Source organism: Mameliella sp. CS4 (assembly GCF_019392335.1).
Taxonomy (GTDB): Bacteria; Pseudomonadota; Alphaproteobacteria; order Rhodobacterales; family Rhodobacteraceae; genus Antarctobacter.
Genome location: NZ_JAHXRQ010000025.1, coordinates 19,773 through 35,637, shown reverse-complemented (window position 1 = coordinate 35,637; position 15,865 = coordinate 19,773). Strand labels below are relative to the sequence as shown.

The 15,865-nt window shown below is 60.2% G+C and carries 16 protein-coding genes and 2 pseudogenes; 3 read left to right on the top strand and 15 right to left on the bottom strand.

The window, feature by feature from the left end:
* Positions 1 to 712 precede the first annotated feature (712 nt).
* From KZZ07_RS22250 to KZZ07_RS22200, 11 genes are all read right to left on the bottom strand, one after another.
* Entirely contained in the window at positions 713 to 1,408 is a 696-nt protein-coding gene (locus tag KZZ07_RS22250) for a CBS domain-containing protein (protein ID WP_219517402.1), read from the bottom strand.
* A gap of 39 nt (positions 1,409 to 1,447) precedes the next feature.
* Positions 1,448 to 2,050 carry a ubiquinol-cytochrome c reductase iron-sulfur subunit gene (gene petA / locus KZZ07_RS22245; RefSeq protein WP_219517400.1) on the bottom strand — a complete coding sequence of 201 codons (603 nt, stop codon included), beginning with the start codon at positions 2,048 to 2,050 and terminating at the stop codon, positions 1,448 to 1,450.
* Entirely contained in the window at positions 2,047 to 2,889 is an 843-nt protein-coding gene (fabI, locus tag KZZ07_RS22240) for an enoyl-ACP reductase FabI (RefSeq protein ID WP_219517398.1), read from the bottom strand. Before fabI ends, petA begins: the two co-directional genes overlap by 4 nt.
* Before the next feature lie 252 nt (positions 2,890 to 3,141).
* Positions 3,142 to 4,896: a DUF3141 domain-containing protein gene (locus tag KZZ07_RS22235; protein ID WP_219517396.1), complete on the bottom strand. Its 1,755-nt coding sequence runs from the start codon at positions 4,894 to 4,896 to the stop codon at positions 3,142 to 3,144.
* A gap of 10 nt (positions 4,897 to 4,906) precedes the next feature.
* Complete coding sequence (locus tag KZZ07_RS22230) at positions 4,907 to 5,221, bottom strand: hypothetical protein (protein WP_255564521.1); 315 nt, start codon at positions 5,219 to 5,221, stop codon at positions 4,907 to 4,909.
* A 91-nt stretch (positions 5,222 to 5,312) separates the two neighbouring features.
* A complete protein-coding gene (locus KZZ07_RS22225) occupies positions 5,313 to 5,933 on the bottom strand; it encodes an RNA polymerase sigma factor (protein ID WP_219517394.1) in 621 nt (206 codons plus the stop codon).
* A gap of 31 nt (positions 5,934 to 5,964) precedes the next feature.
* Positions 5,965 to 6,888 carry a prolipoprotein diacylglyceryl transferase gene (lgt, locus tag KZZ07_RS22220; protein ID WP_219517392.1) on the bottom strand — a complete coding sequence of 308 codons (924 nt, stop codon included), beginning with the start codon at positions 6,886 to 6,888 and terminating at the stop codon, positions 5,965 to 5,967.
* Positions 6,889 to 6,985: 97 nt separating this feature from the next.
* Complete coding sequence (locus KZZ07_RS22215; RefSeq protein WP_219517390.1) at positions 6,986 to 7,372, bottom strand: DUF302 domain-containing protein; 387 nt, start codon at positions 7,370 to 7,372, stop codon at positions 6,986 to 6,988.
* A gap of 145 nt (positions 7,373 to 7,517) precedes the next feature.
* The gene (locus KZZ07_RS22210) at positions 7,518 to 8,093 is read right to left on the bottom strand and encodes an EF-hand domain-containing protein (protein ID WP_255564520.1); all 576 of its coding nucleotides are present in this window, start codon (positions 8,091 to 8,093) and stop codon (positions 7,518 to 7,520) included.
* Between the two features lie 170 nt (positions 8,094 to 8,263).
* Positions 8,264 to 8,476, bottom strand: a complete 213-nt coding sequence (locus KZZ07_RS22205) for a multicopper oxidase domain-containing protein (protein ID WP_255564519.1) — start codon at positions 8,474 to 8,476, stop codon at positions 8,264 to 8,266.
* 125 nt (positions 8,477 to 8,601) lie between these two features.
* On the bottom strand, positions 8,602 to 9,183 hold the full coding sequence (locus KZZ07_RS22200; protein WP_012187183.1) for a L,D-transpeptidase: 582 nt from the start codon (positions 9,181 to 9,183) through the stop codon (positions 8,602 to 8,604).
* A gap of 262 nt (positions 9,184 to 9,445) precedes the next feature.
* On the opposite strand from KZZ07_RS22200, the gene KZZ07_RS22195 reads away from it, so the two are divergent.
* Entirely contained in the window at positions 9,446 to 10,312 is an 867-nt protein-coding gene (locus KZZ07_RS22195) for an IS110 family RNA-guided transposase (protein WP_370631227.1), read from the top strand.
* A 117-nt stretch (positions 10,313 to 10,429) separates the two neighbouring features.
* Here the strand turns inward: KZZ07_RS22195 and KZZ07_RS22190 are convergent.
* Positions 10,430 to 11,446 (bottom strand): annotated as a pseudogene (locus KZZ07_RS22190) (IS256 family transposase); the annotation flags it as partial.
* A gap of 89 nt (positions 11,447 to 11,535) precedes the next feature.
* Between KZZ07_RS22190 and KZZ07_RS22185 the strand changes: the two are divergent.
* Positions 11,536 to 11,793: pseudogene (locus KZZ07_RS22185) on the top strand (glutaredoxin); the annotation flags it as partial.
* Between the two features lie 21 nt (positions 11,794 to 11,814).
* Here the strand turns inward: KZZ07_RS22185 and cueR are convergent.
* Positions 11,815 to 12,213 carry a Cu(I)-responsive transcriptional regulator gene (gene cueR / locus KZZ07_RS22180; protein WP_219517388.1) on the bottom strand — a complete coding sequence of 133 codons (399 nt, stop codon included), beginning with the start codon at positions 12,211 to 12,213 and terminating at the stop codon, positions 11,815 to 11,817.
* Between the two features lie 12 nt (positions 12,214 to 12,225).
* Positions 12,226 to 14,736 carry a heavy metal translocating P-type ATPase gene (locus KZZ07_RS22175; RefSeq protein ID WP_219517386.1) on the bottom strand — a complete coding sequence of 837 codons (2,511 nt, stop codon included), beginning with the start codon at positions 14,734 to 14,736 and terminating at the stop codon, positions 12,226 to 12,228.
* A 153-nt stretch (positions 14,737 to 14,889) separates the two neighbouring features.
* Here KZZ07_RS22175 and KZZ07_RS22170 point away from each other — a divergent pair, with 153 nt between their 5' ends.
* Entirely contained in the window at positions 14,890 to 15,090 is a 201-nt protein-coding gene (locus tag KZZ07_RS22170; protein WP_007803412.1) for a heavy-metal-associated domain-containing protein, read from the top strand.
* Positions 15,091 to 15,132: 42 nt separating this feature from the next.
* Here the strand turns inward: KZZ07_RS22170 and KZZ07_RS22165 are convergent, their stop codons facing one another.
* Positions 15,133 to 15,864, bottom strand: coding sequence for a DsbA family protein (locus KZZ07_RS22165; RefSeq protein ID WP_219517384.1), 732 nt, complete (start codon positions 15,862 to 15,864; stop codon positions 15,133 to 15,135).
* Position 15,865: the final 1 nt, after the last annotated feature.

The following is a 15,865-nucleotide window of genomic DNA, read 5'->3' as shown; positions in this document are numbered from 1 at the left end:
TCCGCCCTGTTTCTGCTTGTCCGCGTCTTGTGTCTGCGAAGTTGAACGGTCGTCCATTTGGACCTCCTATTGGTTGGCTTCATCCAATAGACGTTCACGGACGAAAAACATTACAGGAACGGGAAATCTGCCAATCCGCCCTGGTGACGGATCCGGTGGATCCATCGACTGGAGACGGGCAAACATATGGTTCGAGGGAGAAGACATTGCCGACACGCCTGCCAAAACGACCTATTCCCGTCGAACTGGATCTGCTCGTCCTGTCATTCATAGGTCATTTCACATGGGAGCTATTCCAGGCGCCTCTGTTTTCGAGTTTTGCGGACAAAGGTCATATCCTTGGCATCCTGATCTGCCTGCAAGCAACCTTGGGAGATCTGGGAATTGCACTTGCGGCCTTTTGGGCAGCCTCTGTTGCTGGTCGCGGCCGGGATTGGGCGGCAACCACACCATTTTGGGGGGCTTGCCATCGCAATCGGCTTCGAATTCTTGAGCACCGAAATCTTGGGCCGCGGACCTACGCGCCGGACATGCCGCGACTGCTGCTCCTTGGCACTGGTCTTTCACGGTTTCTGCAATGGCTGATCGTGCCGAGCCTGGTACTATGGTATCTCAATCGCCTTTCTCCGCGGAATGATCCTCGGTAGAGCAATCGCCGCCCCGAGTAACGGGAACTTCATCCTGCCCAGAGCGTTGCTTCGGGCAATGATGGTCAGATCCCGTAGGACCAAGCCGGCAGTCGGCCCATTTTGACATCCACAGTCCGGACGCCGGGGACATTTTCGACGGCAACCCGGATCGCGTTCTCCTCGAAATTGCTGTCGGCGACACCCCAGACGGCGACATTCCCCTTTTCCACCGTGTAGTTGATCAGGTTGACCGCTGCACCGGGCACTTCTTTCAGAGCCTCTTCAATCTTCGCACGCAGCACGCGGTCGTCCTCCGACGGCTCCGGCAGCACCCCGCCCTGAAGCGCCGACAGCGCATGGAGCAGGTTCGCCCGGCTGACAATGCCGACCACTTTGTCGAATCTCACCACCGGCACGCGCTTGATCCGGTGCTTTTCCAGAAGACGCGCGATCTCTGCGACATTGGTGTCTTCTTCTACCGAAACCACATCCCTTGTCATCACGTCTTCGACGCGGTGGCTTTTGAGCTTCACGAAATCCTGTGCGGAGTCGCTTGCCCCGGCCAACACCTCGAGCCACCATGACCGGCGTGGTCTGTCTGTTTCGCGGACACGCCGCATGAGGTCGCCTTCGCTGACAAGACCCTTCAGATCGCCCTCTGCGTCAACGACGGGCAGCGCGCTGATATTGTGGTCGAGCATCAAGCGTACCGCGTCCTCGATTTGTCCCTCCAGCGGGACCGAGATCACCGATGTTGTCATGATATCCCTGGCTTGCATGTCATAGTCTCCTTCTTGAGTTTTGGCTGGTTCAGCACGTCAGGTGCCGATAACGAGTTGCAGGTCGTCGCCCAGATTATAGGGCGGGATGTCGAGGTTGCGTGGTGCCGGCCCTTTCCGGATCCGGCCCGAGGTATCGTAATGCGATCCGTGGCACGGGCAGAACCAACCGCCGAACTCGCCCACCGTCGACCCATCCTGGCCCAAGGGGATACAGCCAAGATGGGTGCAGACACCGATAACGACCAGCCATTCGTCATCCTCGCGCGCCGCGCGGTTTTCATCTAGTGCTGGCTCTTCGCCACTTGCGTTCGGATTCTCGCCCGCTTCGTCAACTGGATCGGGAAGCTGGTTGAGATCGACGGCCCGTGCAGCCTTGATTGCGGCTGGTGACCTGCGCCAGACGAAGACCGGGCGCCCCTGCCACTTCACCGTAATGCGTTGGCCCGGTTCGACCCCGGCAAGATCGACCCTGACCGTGCCGGACGCGGTCACATCCGCCGAGGGGTTCATCGAATTGATCAACGGCCAGACCGCCGCGCCTGCGGCAATCGCGCCGGTTGAGGCCGTTGCATAATACAGGAAATCGCGGCGCTCTGTTGCGGGTAATTGATTGGTTTCATCATTGGTCTGGCGCATCATGATTCCTCCGATTTGACGTTCTTTTTGGCTGCGGCGACAGGGCTTTCGACGTGAACACCCGCATCGACATGCAGCACCTCGCCCGTGATGCCGCCGGTATAGTCGCTGGCGAACAGCAGAGCGGCGCGACCCACCTCGTCGGCCTCGACGTTGCGCCGCAACGGGGCAACTCGCGCGGTCGCGTCCAGAAGACCCGCAAAGCCGGTCAACCCCGACGCCGCGCGGGTCAGCACCGGCCCTGCCGAAATGGCGTTGACGCGGATGTTCGATGGCCCGAGTTCGTGGCCCAGATAGCGCACCGTGGCTTCGAGGGCCGCCTTCGCCGGCCCCATCACGTTGTAATTCTCCACCACACGTTCGCCGCCGAGATAACTCAGCGTGATGAGACTGCCACCTCCGGTCATCAGGGGTTCGGCAAGATGTGCCATTCGAATCAGCGAATGGACCGAAACATCCATCGCTTTGGAAATTCCTTCGGCCGAGCAATCGGTTGGGCTACCGTGAAGGTCGGCGGGCGGCACGCTGCCCACGGCATGAAGAATGAAATCCAGCGTTCCCCAACGGTCCGTGATCGTATCGAAAACGGAATCGAGTTCATGCGGTACCGCAACATCGCAGGGCAGAAAGATCGGCGCGTCGAGCCGCGCGGCCAATGGCGTCACATGGGGTTTGGTCCGCTCATCGACGTAGGTTATGGCAAGCTCAGCGCCGGCCTGCCGGAAATGCATCGCGGCGGGCCACGCCAGGCTGCGATCATTCGCGATGCCGACGACCAGGCCCTTCCTGCCGGACAGATCCAGCAGTTCCACGGGATTGCAGCATTCGGCGAAGTCAGGCACGGATCATTTCCTCCTGTGGGAAGCGGTAACGAATAATTCGAGGGTGCCGCGGGCGAGCTACGCCTCGTCGGACGGCTCTTGTCCCCTTACCTGTTTCAGAAGATGCCTCCTAAGTCTCGACCTCGGGATTGCGATAGGTTTCAGCTTGGCCATGTACTTTCTGGCGCGAGCGTGCCCGAAAAGGTGCATTGCAGCCATTCCGCCGAATACGAGGACCAGAACCCAGTTTTCAGAAAGCCATTCCATGATCGTTCACTCCTTGTTCGATGAGGTGGTCGGATGGTCCGTCAGGGTGCCAAAGGGTTTGCCGAAGACCGCTCCGAAGACGTGTGTGTTCCATGCGTCGCGCCCTTTGCGCCAAGCCGCCAGGCTCTCGCTCGTGCGCGCCAACAGCGCCCGTTCGGCCAGGATTGCGGGATGGTCGTCCGGCAAAGGTTCGCGCATCTCGCGCAGTGTGTCGGCAGTGGATTTGACCAACGCCATCCACGGGTTCACCCTTTCGGAAAACATCATCCTGGTCCACCGCATCGGATGCAGGGCGCGCAGGGCCTCGGCGCTGGCCGGGGAGGTCGCGGTTCTGAGCCACGGGCTGGCGAGAAGCGAATAGGCCGCCTCGTTGATACGCGAAATCTGCGCAACCTGCTTCAGCGCCGCATCGTCCGACACTGTCCCAAGCTCGCCGACCTCGCGCGGCTCGAACCGCACATCGTAGTCACCGGCCTTGCAGTCCGGGTCACCCGAAGGGTTGTCGATCACCATCTCGTAGAGACCCGGCGCAAGTGCCTCGACCGCATCCAGGCTTTCCAGGATCGCCCGATGCTGGAGCCGTGCAACAGATCCCGAGACGAAAATGCCCAGATGCCCGATACGCGGGTGCGTCATATAGACGATGCGCTGCGCGGCTGCCTTGAGCGCATCGGTGTCGGGATAGAGCCTGGCGATCCACCCCATTGCCTGCTGTGGCGGCGTGATGTTGTCACCGTCCGACGCGAATATGACGATCGGGTTGCGGATGCGTTTGAGATCGACGGTGCAATGGGCATCAAATTGCATCTCGCCCTGCTCCAGCCGGTTGCCGATGAACAGGTTCTGCGTGATGCCGAGGATTTCCTCGCGGCTGAGAGTATAATAGCCATTCCACCAGCGTTCGAATTCGAGAAACCGCCGGCGCTCGGTGTCCGCATGGGCATAGAGGTTGGCGTACTTGTCCCAGATCGCCTTTTCCGGTTGCAGGGTCTCGAAATTCTGCGCCAGCCAGGCCCCATCAAAGCGGCCATCACCCAGATCGGATATCATATGCGCGACCCATGCCCCGCCGGTAAGGGCGCCCATCATCCGCATCGGACTGCTTTCCGCCTCACCCGACCAGTAGCTGAGCGGCGAGCCGTTCAGCACCACGGGCCCGTTCAGACCGTCGCAATCGGCCGCCAGCAGCGTGGCCGCCCAGCCGGCTTGGCAATTGCCATAGAGCACGGGGGAGGTGTCCGGGTGTCGGCGGGCGACCTCGGAGACGAAGTCACGCAGGGCAAAATGCACGTCGGCCAGGGTCTGCCCCGGCATGGGTTCAGGGTAGAAGATCACGAAATAGACCGGATGGCCCTCGTGCATCGCCATGCCGACCTCGCTGTCGCGCTTGAAGCCACCGATGCCGGGCCCGTGCCCGGCGCGCGGATCAATGATGACAACCGGCGGCTTCGCCTCGTCCACGCAATCGTCCCAGCAATCGTCGCCGACCCGCGTGATCCTGAGCAGCGCGTAGTTGGCGGGCCGCTCAAAGGTGCGGGCGTCCATCAGCAGTTCGTAGTCGAAATCCAGCAGCGGCGGCATGCCCTGCCGCTCATGCGCGACCATATTGTCGGCACGTTCGCGCAGCGTGTCGAGGAACAGCACCCAGCGTTCAAAGGCGTCTTGAGCATAGGAAACGTGGACGCCTGTCTTCGCGTCATCGGAGGCAGCTGCGGGGGGGTGCTCCGGCGCCACGGTTGCAAGGCGCAAGCTCTTATTCATCGCTGATTTCCTACTCATAGTTGGTCTTTGTGGGCGGTCTCTTCGCATCCAGCAGAAGCACGAAATCCTTCGCCACATCCTCGCGCAGACCGGAAAGGAGATAGGTTGCATCGCCAGGCGCAATGCCCAGTGCGCTTGCCGCAAGTGTCCGGGGTTGTTTCATCACCTCCACACGGTTGAACAACGCGCGCGCCATCGGGGCATCTGCGTACGCGGAGGTCTCAGCACTTGCGCAGGTCATCCGCGTAAAAAAGACGCGAAGATCTTCATCGGATGATGGTTGACGGGGTATCCCTGAATTCCAATCCGACCTGATACGTGGCATGTTCAATTTCTCCTGCGGTTGTGCCTTCGGGCACACTCACAGAAGAAGACGCTGGATCGTGGAAATCGTTACAGACCCGACTGCACCTCGATCAGAATACTTGTCCCTCTTCTTCGCAGTAAGTCTTGTGTGTGTCATTCTCGCAGCCCTCGGGCGGACAATAACAATCGTCGCGGTCATCTTGGCAGCACTTGCCGCAATGCGTCGTCAGTGCATCGCGCAAAGCAGTGCGTGCTCGGTGTAGCCGGACACCGAGTGCGTTGCGGCTAAGTCCCAGATCAGCCGCCACCATTCCACGATCCTCTTCGCCAAAATCGATGCGCCGGATCAGTTCGGCGTCCGCCGGGCGCAACTCGGAAATCAGCCCGCCATGGCAGGTGCACAGCCGCGCCATCTGCGTCGGCGCATCGGCAACCCATTCCTCCGGTTCACATACCGCCGCCGCTGCCAGCCGGTTACGCCGGTTCCCCTTGCGGTAGTGGTCGTTCAGCGTGGACCGCAGGACGGTGTAGAGCCAGGCATCCATCCGTTCGACGTCACGTAGCTGATCCTTGCGTGTCAGCACCCGGATGCAGAAGTCCTGCAACACATCCTCGGCATCAGCGCGGTTGCCAAGCCGTTTCGCGAGGAAGCCGAGAAACGCTCTACGGCCCTCGATCAGCGCGGTCGCGGTCGATGTTTGACTATTTTGTTCTTCCATATTGCTGTTCATTTCAGTTCCTCCTTTTCGCGGTTCCTCTCGATCACGCGACGGTGTTTGGTCTCTGGTCGGCTGCGTTTCCGGAGTGTCTGAGCGAGTACAAAATCAAAGCCAGCCCGATCAGAGCCATCGGCGCGGACAGCACCTGACCCATCGTCAACCCCCAGTTGCCGAAATGTAGCGCATGACCGATCGGGTTGTCCGCCGTCACAAACTGCTGGTCCGGTTGCCGGAACATCTCGACGAAACTTCGGGCAATACCATAGCCGGTCAGAAACACGCCGACCAAGGCACCGGGCGTTTTCAACAAGCCCCGGCCCCAAGCGAGATAAATGAGCAGTATTCCAAGAATGAGCCCCTCCAATACCGCCTCGTAAAGCTGGGACGGGTGTCGGGCGCAGAGGCCGCTAATCCCTGGGCAGGCCTGCGCGACATCGCCGGGAAAGATCACCGCCCAGGGAACGTCCGTCGGCCGCCCCCACAACTCATTGTTGGTGAAGTTTGCCAGCCTCCCCAGAAACAAGCCCGGAGGTGTTGCCAAAGCCAGCAAGTCGCCTGTGCTGAGCAATGATGCGTTCTGTCGAAGGCAGAACAACAAGGCCGCGATGACAACGCCCGCGAACCCACCGTGGAAAGACATGCCGCCTTGCCAGACCATCAGAATTTCCAAGGGATTGGCGAGATAATATGCGGGCTGGTAGAACAGTACAAAGCCCAGGCGACCACCAGCAATCACGCCGATGATGATCCACGTCAGAAGATCTTCGATCTGCGTCCGGTCAAGCGGCGGTCCAGCTGACGTCCAGAGCGCGGGACGGCTTATTGCACTCAAACAAATGCGCCAGCCAATCAGGATACCGAAAATATAGGATAGCGCGTACCAGCGGAGTGCGAATGTGACCCCCCCGATGTCGAAGGAGAAGAGGTCGGTTCCAATATCCGGAAATGGCAATCCCGCTGGCAGCACTGGGTGAGTTCCTCATCAAGGATATATTCGGGGATCAAATGACATTGATCGAGCACCGCTAAAGGTGCTCGATCCGCGACAGGGCATCCAACCTCCATCATGCGGAGTCGACGGCGTCTCGCAGGAGATCGCGGACTTCGCCTGCGATCGCGTCCAGAGTTCCGTTCTGAACCGCCTGCATCGAAGCGACAGGATCGACTGCGCTGACTTCTGTGCCGCCATCCACTTGCCTCAGGATGACATTGCAGGGAAGCATCGCACCGATGCGAGGCTCGATCTCGATGGCTTTGTGCGCCATGCTCGGATTACAGGCCCCCAGGATGCGGTAGGGCGGCATGTCCGCATCAAGCTTCTTTTTCATTGTCGCTTTTACGTCTATCTCGGTCAGAACGCCGAAGCTCTTTTCTGCCAAAGCATCCCGAACGCGCATCTCCGCGTCATCGATACAGACATCTTTCAAGAAGCGATTATAGGTATAGAACATCGGTATCTTCCTTTGCGTTTCTGAAGTTGTAAGTCTTCGCGAGGTGAACGCGTCAGGTTGCAGCTCGGTTCAAAGTTTTATCAGCGTGTTGTCTTGGCGAAATGATGAGGCTGGGGGCCGGAGCAAAAAACCGGCCCCCAACGGCTCATTTGTCCTGCATCATGGAACCGTTGCCGGGCCGCGGAGGCGCATCTGCCATGTTCGACCGCATCATCTGCATCCGCTCCATCCCATCGGCCAGAGCGGCCATCTCTTCCGGCGTCACTGCGCCGTCGCCATCGGCATCGAGGTGTTGGAAGCGATCCACCATCAGTTCGCGGATCATCGCGCTGTGGAGGGCTTCGAATTCGGTAATCGAGAGGCTTCCATCCCCGTCGCCGTCAAACTCGGAAAGCTTGGCCTGAAGCTGCATGCGCATCTCTTCAGGCGTGGTTATGCCATCTCCATCAGTGTCGAACATTTGCATCATGCCGCCACCCATGCCTAGGCCCATCATACCACTGCCCATGCCTGCGCCCATCATGTTTCCGTGCATGCGCTTCATCATGTCCATCATTCCGTCCATGTTCCCCATCATGCTGGGACCACCGTTCTGCATCATGTCTGGCCCGCCTTGAGCACCAGGCTGACCTCCGTGCCCGTGGTTTGCATCCGCCAAGGCGGCGCCACCAAAGGCGGTTGCAGCCAGGGTCATTGCAGCGAGTAAAGTGTTGCGTTTCATGTCGATCACCTCGTGTCAGTGTTACGATACCCACCATATGGGACTCACCTGCAGATGCGGAATGCCACGCGAGCCGGTGTTTTGTATCGCTAGGTCACAAGGGCGGTTCCTGTTACAAACTGCGACAAATCAATTCGGGGCGAGCGCTATCAATCCCGGAGCAAAATGGGTCAGTGAACAAGAGCGCCCTCCTCCAATCGGTTGTCGAGGGTAATGCGGGCGGTTTGCCCTTGTCGCATTCTGATTTCAGGGCCCGGCAGACCGCCGTTGAAGCCCAACATCGACACGTCGTACCCAGCAAAGCGCGCCTTGATCGTTTGGGGTGCGAGGATCAACTCGGGTGTCGCTGCTGGCAAGCGGGTGCCAACCAGCGCAAGGGTCATCCCGCCAAGGAAAGACCTCCGGCTCAAAGACAATTCCGTCACCTCATGAATGATAGACTGGCTTTCGCCAACTGCCGCACTTGTGCCATTTCCGGAAGAGGAACTTCAAGGCGACAGAACACTCCTCACGCCGTTGTCACTTTGGGATACAGGAAGACGCGGGCGCCGATTTCAACGCGTTCGTACAGATCCTTCACATGTTCATTCGTCAACCGCGCGCATCCATTCGACACGGCAGACCCAATTGTCTCCGGGGCGTTCGTTCCATGAATGCGAAGATAGGTATCGCGTCCCTCGGCATCGTAGAGATAGAGCGCGCGGGCCCCGAGCGGGTTGTTTGGCCCGCCTTTCAGTCCATCCTTGTACTTTGCGTATTTGCGTGGCTCGCGCCGGATCATGGCGTTCGTTGGCCGCCACCATGGCCATTTGGCCTTGCGCGCTACCGTGAACTCTCCGGGTTCGTACAAACCTTTGCGCCCTACCCCGACCCCGTAGCGGATCGCCATCCCGTCCTCGAGCATGAAATAAAGGAAAAAATCGTCGGGAACGACGTGGACATCGCCTTTAACCCAGTCACCACGACGGGTGTTTACCAATTGTGGTTCGAACCGTTCGGGCAATTTGACTTTGTGGGCCCAGGCAGTTGTGGGCAGAAAGCAACCCATCGCTCCGGCACAAATCAATTCTCGTCTCGTGAAATTCTGCATGGCGCGATCTCCTCGGACCCATGAAAATTCAGTGCGCGTCAGGGGTAAAGAAAAGAAGCCGTGAACCGGGGCAAACGACGCGCCTTTGTTGCCTTGAAACTACGAAACTTCGAACTTTTGGAACCCTCCAGCGCTGGAATGTTGTTCTTTTTCAGAGGACTGTGACCTGCCCCTTTTTTCAGGGCCAGTCGTAAGTCGAGCTTGTTCCCCTTTTGCGTGCCATCATTCGGCGGCGTGAGCAATGGGCGCAGGCGCGACGGCCGTGCGCGTCGCAAACCAGGCCCGCCAACATCTTCAGAGCTTTCTGCTGAGACATGGCCGCCAGTACCCCGGCAAGAAGAGTTGGACCAAGGCCTATCGGCGCTGGTTGTCGACAAACCGGTTTGAGCATTCAGCTCAGCAGATCGTTTTCCAGGATTACATTCACGCGGTGACCGACGCCGAAGCACGCGTCGCGCGGCTTGAGGCGCAGATTGCCGAGCTGCTCCCGGATTGGAGCCTCGCGCCCGTTGTTCAGGCGATACAGGCCATGCGTGGTGTTGCCTTCATTGTCGCGGTTACTGTGGTGGCAGAAGTTGGAGACTTCCGCAGGTTCGCAACGCCTCGCCAGCTTATGGCCTATCTCGGCCTAACCCCCACCGAACATTCCAGTGGCAACACGGTCAGGCGTGGCGGCATAACGAAAGTCGGCAGCAGCCTGGCGCGCCGCGTGTTGATTGAAGGTGCCTGGAGCTACAGGATGCAGCCCCGTGTCGGTCGCAAGCAGGTAGACCGGATGGAGGGCCTCCCGCAAGGCGCGCGCGACATCGCCTGGAAAGGCCAGATGCGAATGTGCCGACGCTACAAGCACCTCGTGGCATGCGGCAAGCCGACAGTGGTGGCCAACACCGCGATTGCACGAGAGATGGCCGGCTTCATCTGGGCGATTGCGCAGGAGGTCACCCCGCCTGACGCTCATTCATCAAAAACACAACACCCCGATCAGCTGATGTGCAAACCTGGGGGTGGAACACGGTGGAGAACCCTTGGGAAGCATTGTGAGCCAGTCCTTGAAAGGCTGACGCTCGTTTCCAGAAAGAGGCAGCTCCAAGACGCAACCACGATCATGCGGTATCCAACCCGTGCATGAGAGTATACTCAACCGTCGTCTCAGTTCCACCTCCAGCCTTGCACATCTATACAAAATACTCCCGGCGATTGGGCCGGTCGATCCAGCGTGACAAAATCATTGACTGCGATCATGAGAGTGTTCCGCCGGGAAGTCGTAGAAGGCGAGGAGCACGTCGCGATCCTTGACCAGCTTCGCTACCGCCTTGTCGTATTTCACACCATAGGTGCCGACGAAGAACTCGAAGGCGGCTTCCGCATCGACCCTGGTCTCGGCCTGCCAGATGTCGTGCAAGTGGCCCTTGGCCTTGGGCTGCACGGATTTCGGCATCGCGTTCAGGACATTGCCGGTCTTGTGGACCCAACATCTCTGCTCCCGCGTGGCGCCGAACACCTCGCGCAGCGCGGCCCAGAACCCCAGGGCGCCGTCGCCGATCGCCAGCTCCGGCGCCCGGCTGAGGCCGCGGCGCTTGAGGTCGAACAGCAGCTCGCGCCAGCTCTGGGTGCTCTCGCGATACCCGTCGGTGAGACCGAGCACCTCTTTGCGGCCCCATTCGTCGGCGCCGATCAGCACCAGAACGCATTGCCTGTCCTCGGTCATGCGCGGCCGGAAGTAGACCCCGTCGGCCCAGATGTAGACGATCCGCCGGGTGCCGAGGTCGCGCCGCTGCCAGCGTTCATATTCGCCCCACCACGCCGCCTTCAGACGCGAAATGGTGGTCGAGGAGAGCCCGGCTGCGTTCGGCCCCAGCAGCGCCGCGAGCGCCTCCTGGAAATCACCGCTGGAAATGCCCTTGAGGTAGAGCCAGGGCAGCAATTCCTCGACCGACTTCGCCTTGCGCAGATAGGGCGGCAGGATGGATGACGTGAACCGAACCTTCTCGGCCCCGGCAGCCCGGTCGCGAACCCTGGGCACCTTCACCGGCACCGGGCCGATCCCGGTCATCACCTCGCGCTCCGGCAGATAGCCGTGGCGCACGACGCGGGACCGGCCGTCTCCAGTCGTTTCACCGGCATGGGCGGCAAGCAGAGCGGTCAGTTCCGCCTCCACCGCCTGCTCGATCAGCCGGCGCGCACCGGAGCGCAGAACCTCCGTCAGCGGATCGGGCGAAGATCCGGATGGATCGGGCAACGGCGCGATGGTAGACTTCGTCATGTGGCATATCCCTTTCTCTTCGGAGAATTGCGGCGCGTGAACACCGCCATGATATGCCGCCCCTCAGGGCCATCACCAACTTTCAGCTATATCTCTTCGGCGAAGCGTTGGCAGGTATCCTGATGACTGCCGGCGCGTTGCTGTGGCTCTCGGCTCCGGTTGCCCTGTTCATCGGCACGGTCGGCGCTGTCAGCGTGTTCAAGGCTGTCTACATCGAAAAAAGAGAGTTGAAATGCGCCTGCGTCGGCGGTGACAGTTCCGTACCGCTGGGGTTCATTTCACTGACGGAAAACCTTATGATGATCTTCATGGGTATCTGGATGCCGGTCCGCGCAATCTGGTTCTGAAACGCGCCGAACCGGCCCCGTCTATTCGGACATTCGTACAGGTGAGAGATCTGCGAGGATCGGGCAATCCGGACGATGATCCCCGGCACATTTCTCCACAAGATCGGTAAGCGTCGTTCTCATGGATTGCAGTTTCTCTATCTTCTCCTCGATCTGGCGAAGATGGTCTTCCGCAACCGCCTTCACCTGAACGCTTTCGCGGTTTTCATCCTCGTAGAGAGCGAGGAGCGTCCTGCAATCCTCGATGGTGAACCCCAAGGCCCGTGCGCGACCTAAAAACGCCAGCTTGTGAACGTGGTTCTCGGTGAATGCGCGATAGCCGTTCTCACTTCGGTTCGGGCGGATCAGCCCGATGTCCTCGTAGTAGCGGATTGTTTTTGGGGGCACACCCGATTGTCGGGCAACGTCTCCGATGTTCATGTCGGACCTCCGTTATTCTGCTGGAGCAGGAGTGGCGGCTGCCAGCTCTGCCGGGATTGCGCGCTGCTCGTCCATCGCCGGCGCGATGCCTCGCAGGCGCAGGGCATTCGTCAGAACGAACACCGAGGACAAAGCCATCGCGCCGGCCGCGAGGATCGGTGACAACAATAGCCCGAAGGCCGGATAGAGCACCCCGGCGGCGACCGGAATCAGCGCGACATTGTAGGCAAAGGCCCAGAACAGGTTCTGCCGTATGTTACGCATGGTCCGCCGGGACACCTCGAAGGCATTCACCACGCCGCGCAAGTCACCGGACATCAGGACGACATCTGCGGACTCGATGGCCACATCGGCGCCGGTTCCAATGGCGATGCCCACATCCGCATGCGCCAGTGCCGGGGCGTCGTTGATCCCGTCGCCGACAAAGGCGATGCGCTTGCCGCCCTCACGCAACGTATCGAGCGCCGCGACTTTGCCGTCTGGCAGAACGCCCGCGACGACATGGTCGATGCCGGTTTCGCGGGCGATGGCTTCAGCGGTTTCGCGTTTGTCCCCCGTGATCATCGCAACCGCAAGACCCTTCTCGTGCAGCGCTGCGATGGCTGCGCGGCTTGCCGGTTTGACCGGATCGGCGACGCCGATCACGGCGGCGATACGCCCGTCGATGGCAGCGTAAAGCGCCGTGCGACCCTTGCTTGCGATCTTCGTTTCCTCTTGTGCCAATGCCGAGACGTCAACGCCTTCGCGGGCCATGAAGCGGTCGGCCCCAACCAACACCTCCACGTCTTCAACCAAGGCGCGCACGCCGAAACCGGTGACCGATTGGAATCCTTCGGCCCCCACAAGCGGGGCGCCCTCAGCCCGGGCGGCGCGCACGATGGCGTCCGCGACAGGATGTTCGGAAAGCGACTCCACGGCGGCGATCTTCGAAAGCGTCGTCTCGCGATCGAACCCTTCGGCCAGCATCAGGTCAGTCAGTGCGGGTCGCCCCTCGGTCACCGTGCCTGTCTTGTCGAGAGCGACAACATCAACGGAATCGAGCTGCTGCAAGGCGTCGCCCTTGCGGAACAGGACACCCATTTCTGCGGCACGCCCCGTACCGACCATGATGGAGGTCGGCGTCGCAAGCCCCATCGCGCAGGGGCACGCGATGATGAGCACCGACACACCGGCGACAAGCGCCATTGTCAGGGCCGGATCAGGTCCGAAAAACAGCCAGACCAGCACGGTCGCCGCCGCGATCGCCATCACGGCAGGCACGAACCACAAGGTGATCCGGTCGACCAATCCCTGGATCGGCAGTTTGGCGCCCTGGGCCTCTTCGACCATGCGAATAATCTGCGCCAGGGTCGTGTCGGCGCCGACCCGCGTGGCGCAGAACTGCAGGCTTCCGGCGCCGTTGACCGTCCCGCCGGTCACCGTATCTCCGGCACCTTTTTCAGCGGGGATCGGCTCGCCTGTCAGCATGCTTTCGTCGACGCGGCTGGTCCCCTCGATGACCTCGCCATCGACCGCGATGCGTTCACCAGGGCGCACGATGACGATGTCACCCTGAACCAGCGCATCGATCTCGATCTCGACGCTTTCTCCGTCCCGCATCACGCGTGCAGTCCGCGCCTGAAGCCCTAATAGCTTCTGGATGGCCGCGCCCGTTCTCCCCTTGGCGCGCGCCTCGAGAAACCGTCCCAGAAGGATCAGAACGACGATGACCGCTGCCGCCTCGAAATAGACGGTGCGCAGCGTGTCAGGCAGGACCGACGGTACGAATGTCGCAACTACGGAATAGAGGTAAGCCGCCCCGGTGCCGACCGCGACGAGGCTGTTCATGTCGGGCGCGCCCCGGAATAGGGCCGGGAAACCCTTGGTGTAAAACGTCCGGCCCGGGCCGAAGAGAACGATTGTCGTCAGCACGAATTGAAGAAGCCAACTCGTCTGCTGACCAATCGTGGTCTCGATCAGCATATGAACGGCCGGAATGACGTGGCCACCCATTTCGATCAGAAAGACCGGTAAGGCGAGGATGGCGGCAAAGATGACCCGTTTGGCAAGGGCCTGAGCCTCTTCCTCCTTGCGCGCGACCCTGTCGTCACCGGCTTGGGCCGTTGCCACGGTTGCTGGATACCCTGCCACGCCGCTTGCTTTTACCAGATCGGATGTCGTGACAAGACCTTCGACGTAAACCACCGTCGCCGTCTCGGAGGCGAGGTTGACGTTCACCTCGACCACTCCAGGCACGGCGGCAAGCGCCTTGTCCACCCGCCCGACGCAAGAGGCACAGGACATCGCTTCAATCGTGAGTTCGGCCCTGGCCTTCCGCGCGGGGTAGCCCAGCTCGCGGAGAGTTTCGATGACTTCCGGAATGCCCTTGTGCGCGTCCACGCTCATACGTGCGCTTTCGGAAGCAAGATTCACCGACACATCCTCTACGCCGTCGATTGCATTCAATGCGCGGTCGACCCTGCCAACGCAGGACGCGCATGACATGCCTTCGATCGGCAGGCTGATCTGTTTGGGTTCGGGCATATGTGTCACCTGTTTTTCCATTCGAAGTGGAATATAAGGCTTCCAGTAACTGGAGGGTCAATGGGGGGGGCGACAAATAAATATTTTCTCTTGACCTTCCAGCGGGGGGACACCCCATGTCACCGACAGAAATCAGATCAAGGAGTGGTTCCGATGAAGTTCAGTGTTCCGGACATGAGCTGTGGACATTGCACCGCAGCAATCGAAAGCGCGGTGAAGAGCGCAGACCCGAATGCAGGCGTAGAATGTGACCTTTCTGCCCGACAGGTGCATGTCGACAGCGTGTTACCAGCCGATCAGGTCCAAGCGATCATTCGGGATGCGGGCTACAACGTGGAACCTGCGGCCGCTTGATGCAGTGCCTGGACCACCCAAGGGCGGTCCGGGCACAAAATTTCAGTCTTCGTCTTTTCGGGCTTCCTCGACCAACTCGACAAGCCGCGCCTTTTCGACGAAGCCCGGGACCAGTGCGTCACCGATTACGAACGACGGCGTGCCGTTGAATCCCAGAGCTCGAGTCAGTTGCATGGAGGTCGCAATGTGCTCTTCGACCTCGGGTGCTTCCATGTCCTTGCGCAACTGCGCGATATCCAGGCCGATCTCATCGGCTACGCGCAGCACGGAGGCCTCTTCGGCGCGCCCCTTCAGCCCCATCATCGCCCAGTGAAACTCTTCGTATTTGTCCTGTTTGCGCGCTGCCAAGGCCGCTTTCGCGGCAAACACCGATCCGTCTCCGAGAATGGGCCACTCACGATAGACGAGGCGAATGTTGGGATCGTCTTCGATCAAAGCACGCACCTCTGGTTTGACCCGTCGACAATAGGGACAGTTGTAGTCGAAGAATTCCACAACGGTGACGTCCCCTTCGGCGTTGCCAAGAACCGGCGCATTCGGGTCTTTCTCGATCAGATCGCGCTGTTCATTCAGAACTTGGGCCTGACTGAGCTCCTGCGCCTGCGCCTGCCTTTGTTCAAGAATTGCCACGGCCTCCATAACAATCTCCGGGTTCTCGCGGATTGCTTCGAGCACAAGTTCCTTGACCCGTGCCTCTGACAGTTCGTCGGCGAGTGCCGGTATCGGAAGCAAGGCAGCTATCGCAACCGTCGTGAACGCTTGTCTGAAACGCATT

Excerpts from the sequence above, each read along its gene's own strand:
- KZZ07_RS22235 (WP_219517396.1), bottom strand. The coding sequence starts at position 4,896 with ATGAATAAGAGCTTGCGCCTTGCAACCGTGGCGCCGGAGCACCCCCCC.
- KZZ07_RS22175 (WP_219517386.1), bottom strand. The coding sequence starts at position 14,736 with ATGCCCGAACCCAAACAGATCAGCCTGCCGATCGAAGGCATGTCATGC.
- KZZ07_RS22250 (WP_219517402.1), bottom strand. The coding sequence starts at position 1,408 with ATGCAAGCCAGGGATATCATGACAACATCGGTGATCTCGGTCCCGCTG.
- cueR (WP_219517388.1), bottom strand. The coding sequence starts at position 12,213 with ATGAACATCGGAGACGTTGCCCGACAATCGGGTGTGCCCCCAAAAACA.
- KZZ07_RS22170 (WP_007803412.1), top strand. The coding sequence starts at position 14,890 with ATGAAGTTCAGTGTTCCGGACATGAGCTGTGGACATTGCACCGCAGCA.
- KZZ07_RS22225 (WP_219517394.1), bottom strand. The coding sequence starts at position 5,933 with ATGAACAGCAATATGGAAGAACAAAATAGTCAAACATCGACCGCGACC.
- KZZ07_RS22200 (WP_012187183.1), bottom strand. The coding sequence starts at position 9,183 with ATGCAGAATTTCACGAGACGAGAATTGATTTGTGCCGGAGCGATGGGT.
- KZZ07_RS22230 (WP_255564521.1), bottom strand. The coding sequence starts at position 5,221 with ATGCCACGTATCAGGTCGGATTGGAATTCAGGGATACCCCGTCAACCA.
- KZZ07_RS22165 (WP_219517384.1), bottom strand. The coding sequence starts at position 15,864 with ATGCGTTTCAGACAAGCGTTCACGACGGTTGCGATAGCTGCCTTGCTT.
- KZZ07_RS22210 (WP_255564520.1), bottom strand. The coding sequence starts at position 8,093 with ATGAAACGCAACACTTTACTCGCTGCAATGACCCTGGCTGCAACCGCC.
- KZZ07_RS22205 (WP_255564519.1), bottom strand. The coding sequence starts at position 8,476 with ATGACCCTTGCGCTGGTTGGCACCCGCTTGCCAGCAGCGACACCCGAG.
- petA (WP_219517400.1), bottom strand. The coding sequence starts at position 2,050 with ATGATGCGCCAGACCAATGATGAAACCAATCAATTACCCGCAACAGAG.
- KZZ07_RS22215 (WP_219517390.1), bottom strand. The coding sequence starts at position 7,372 with ATGTTCTATACCTATAATCGCTTCTTGAAAGATGTCTGTATCGATGAC.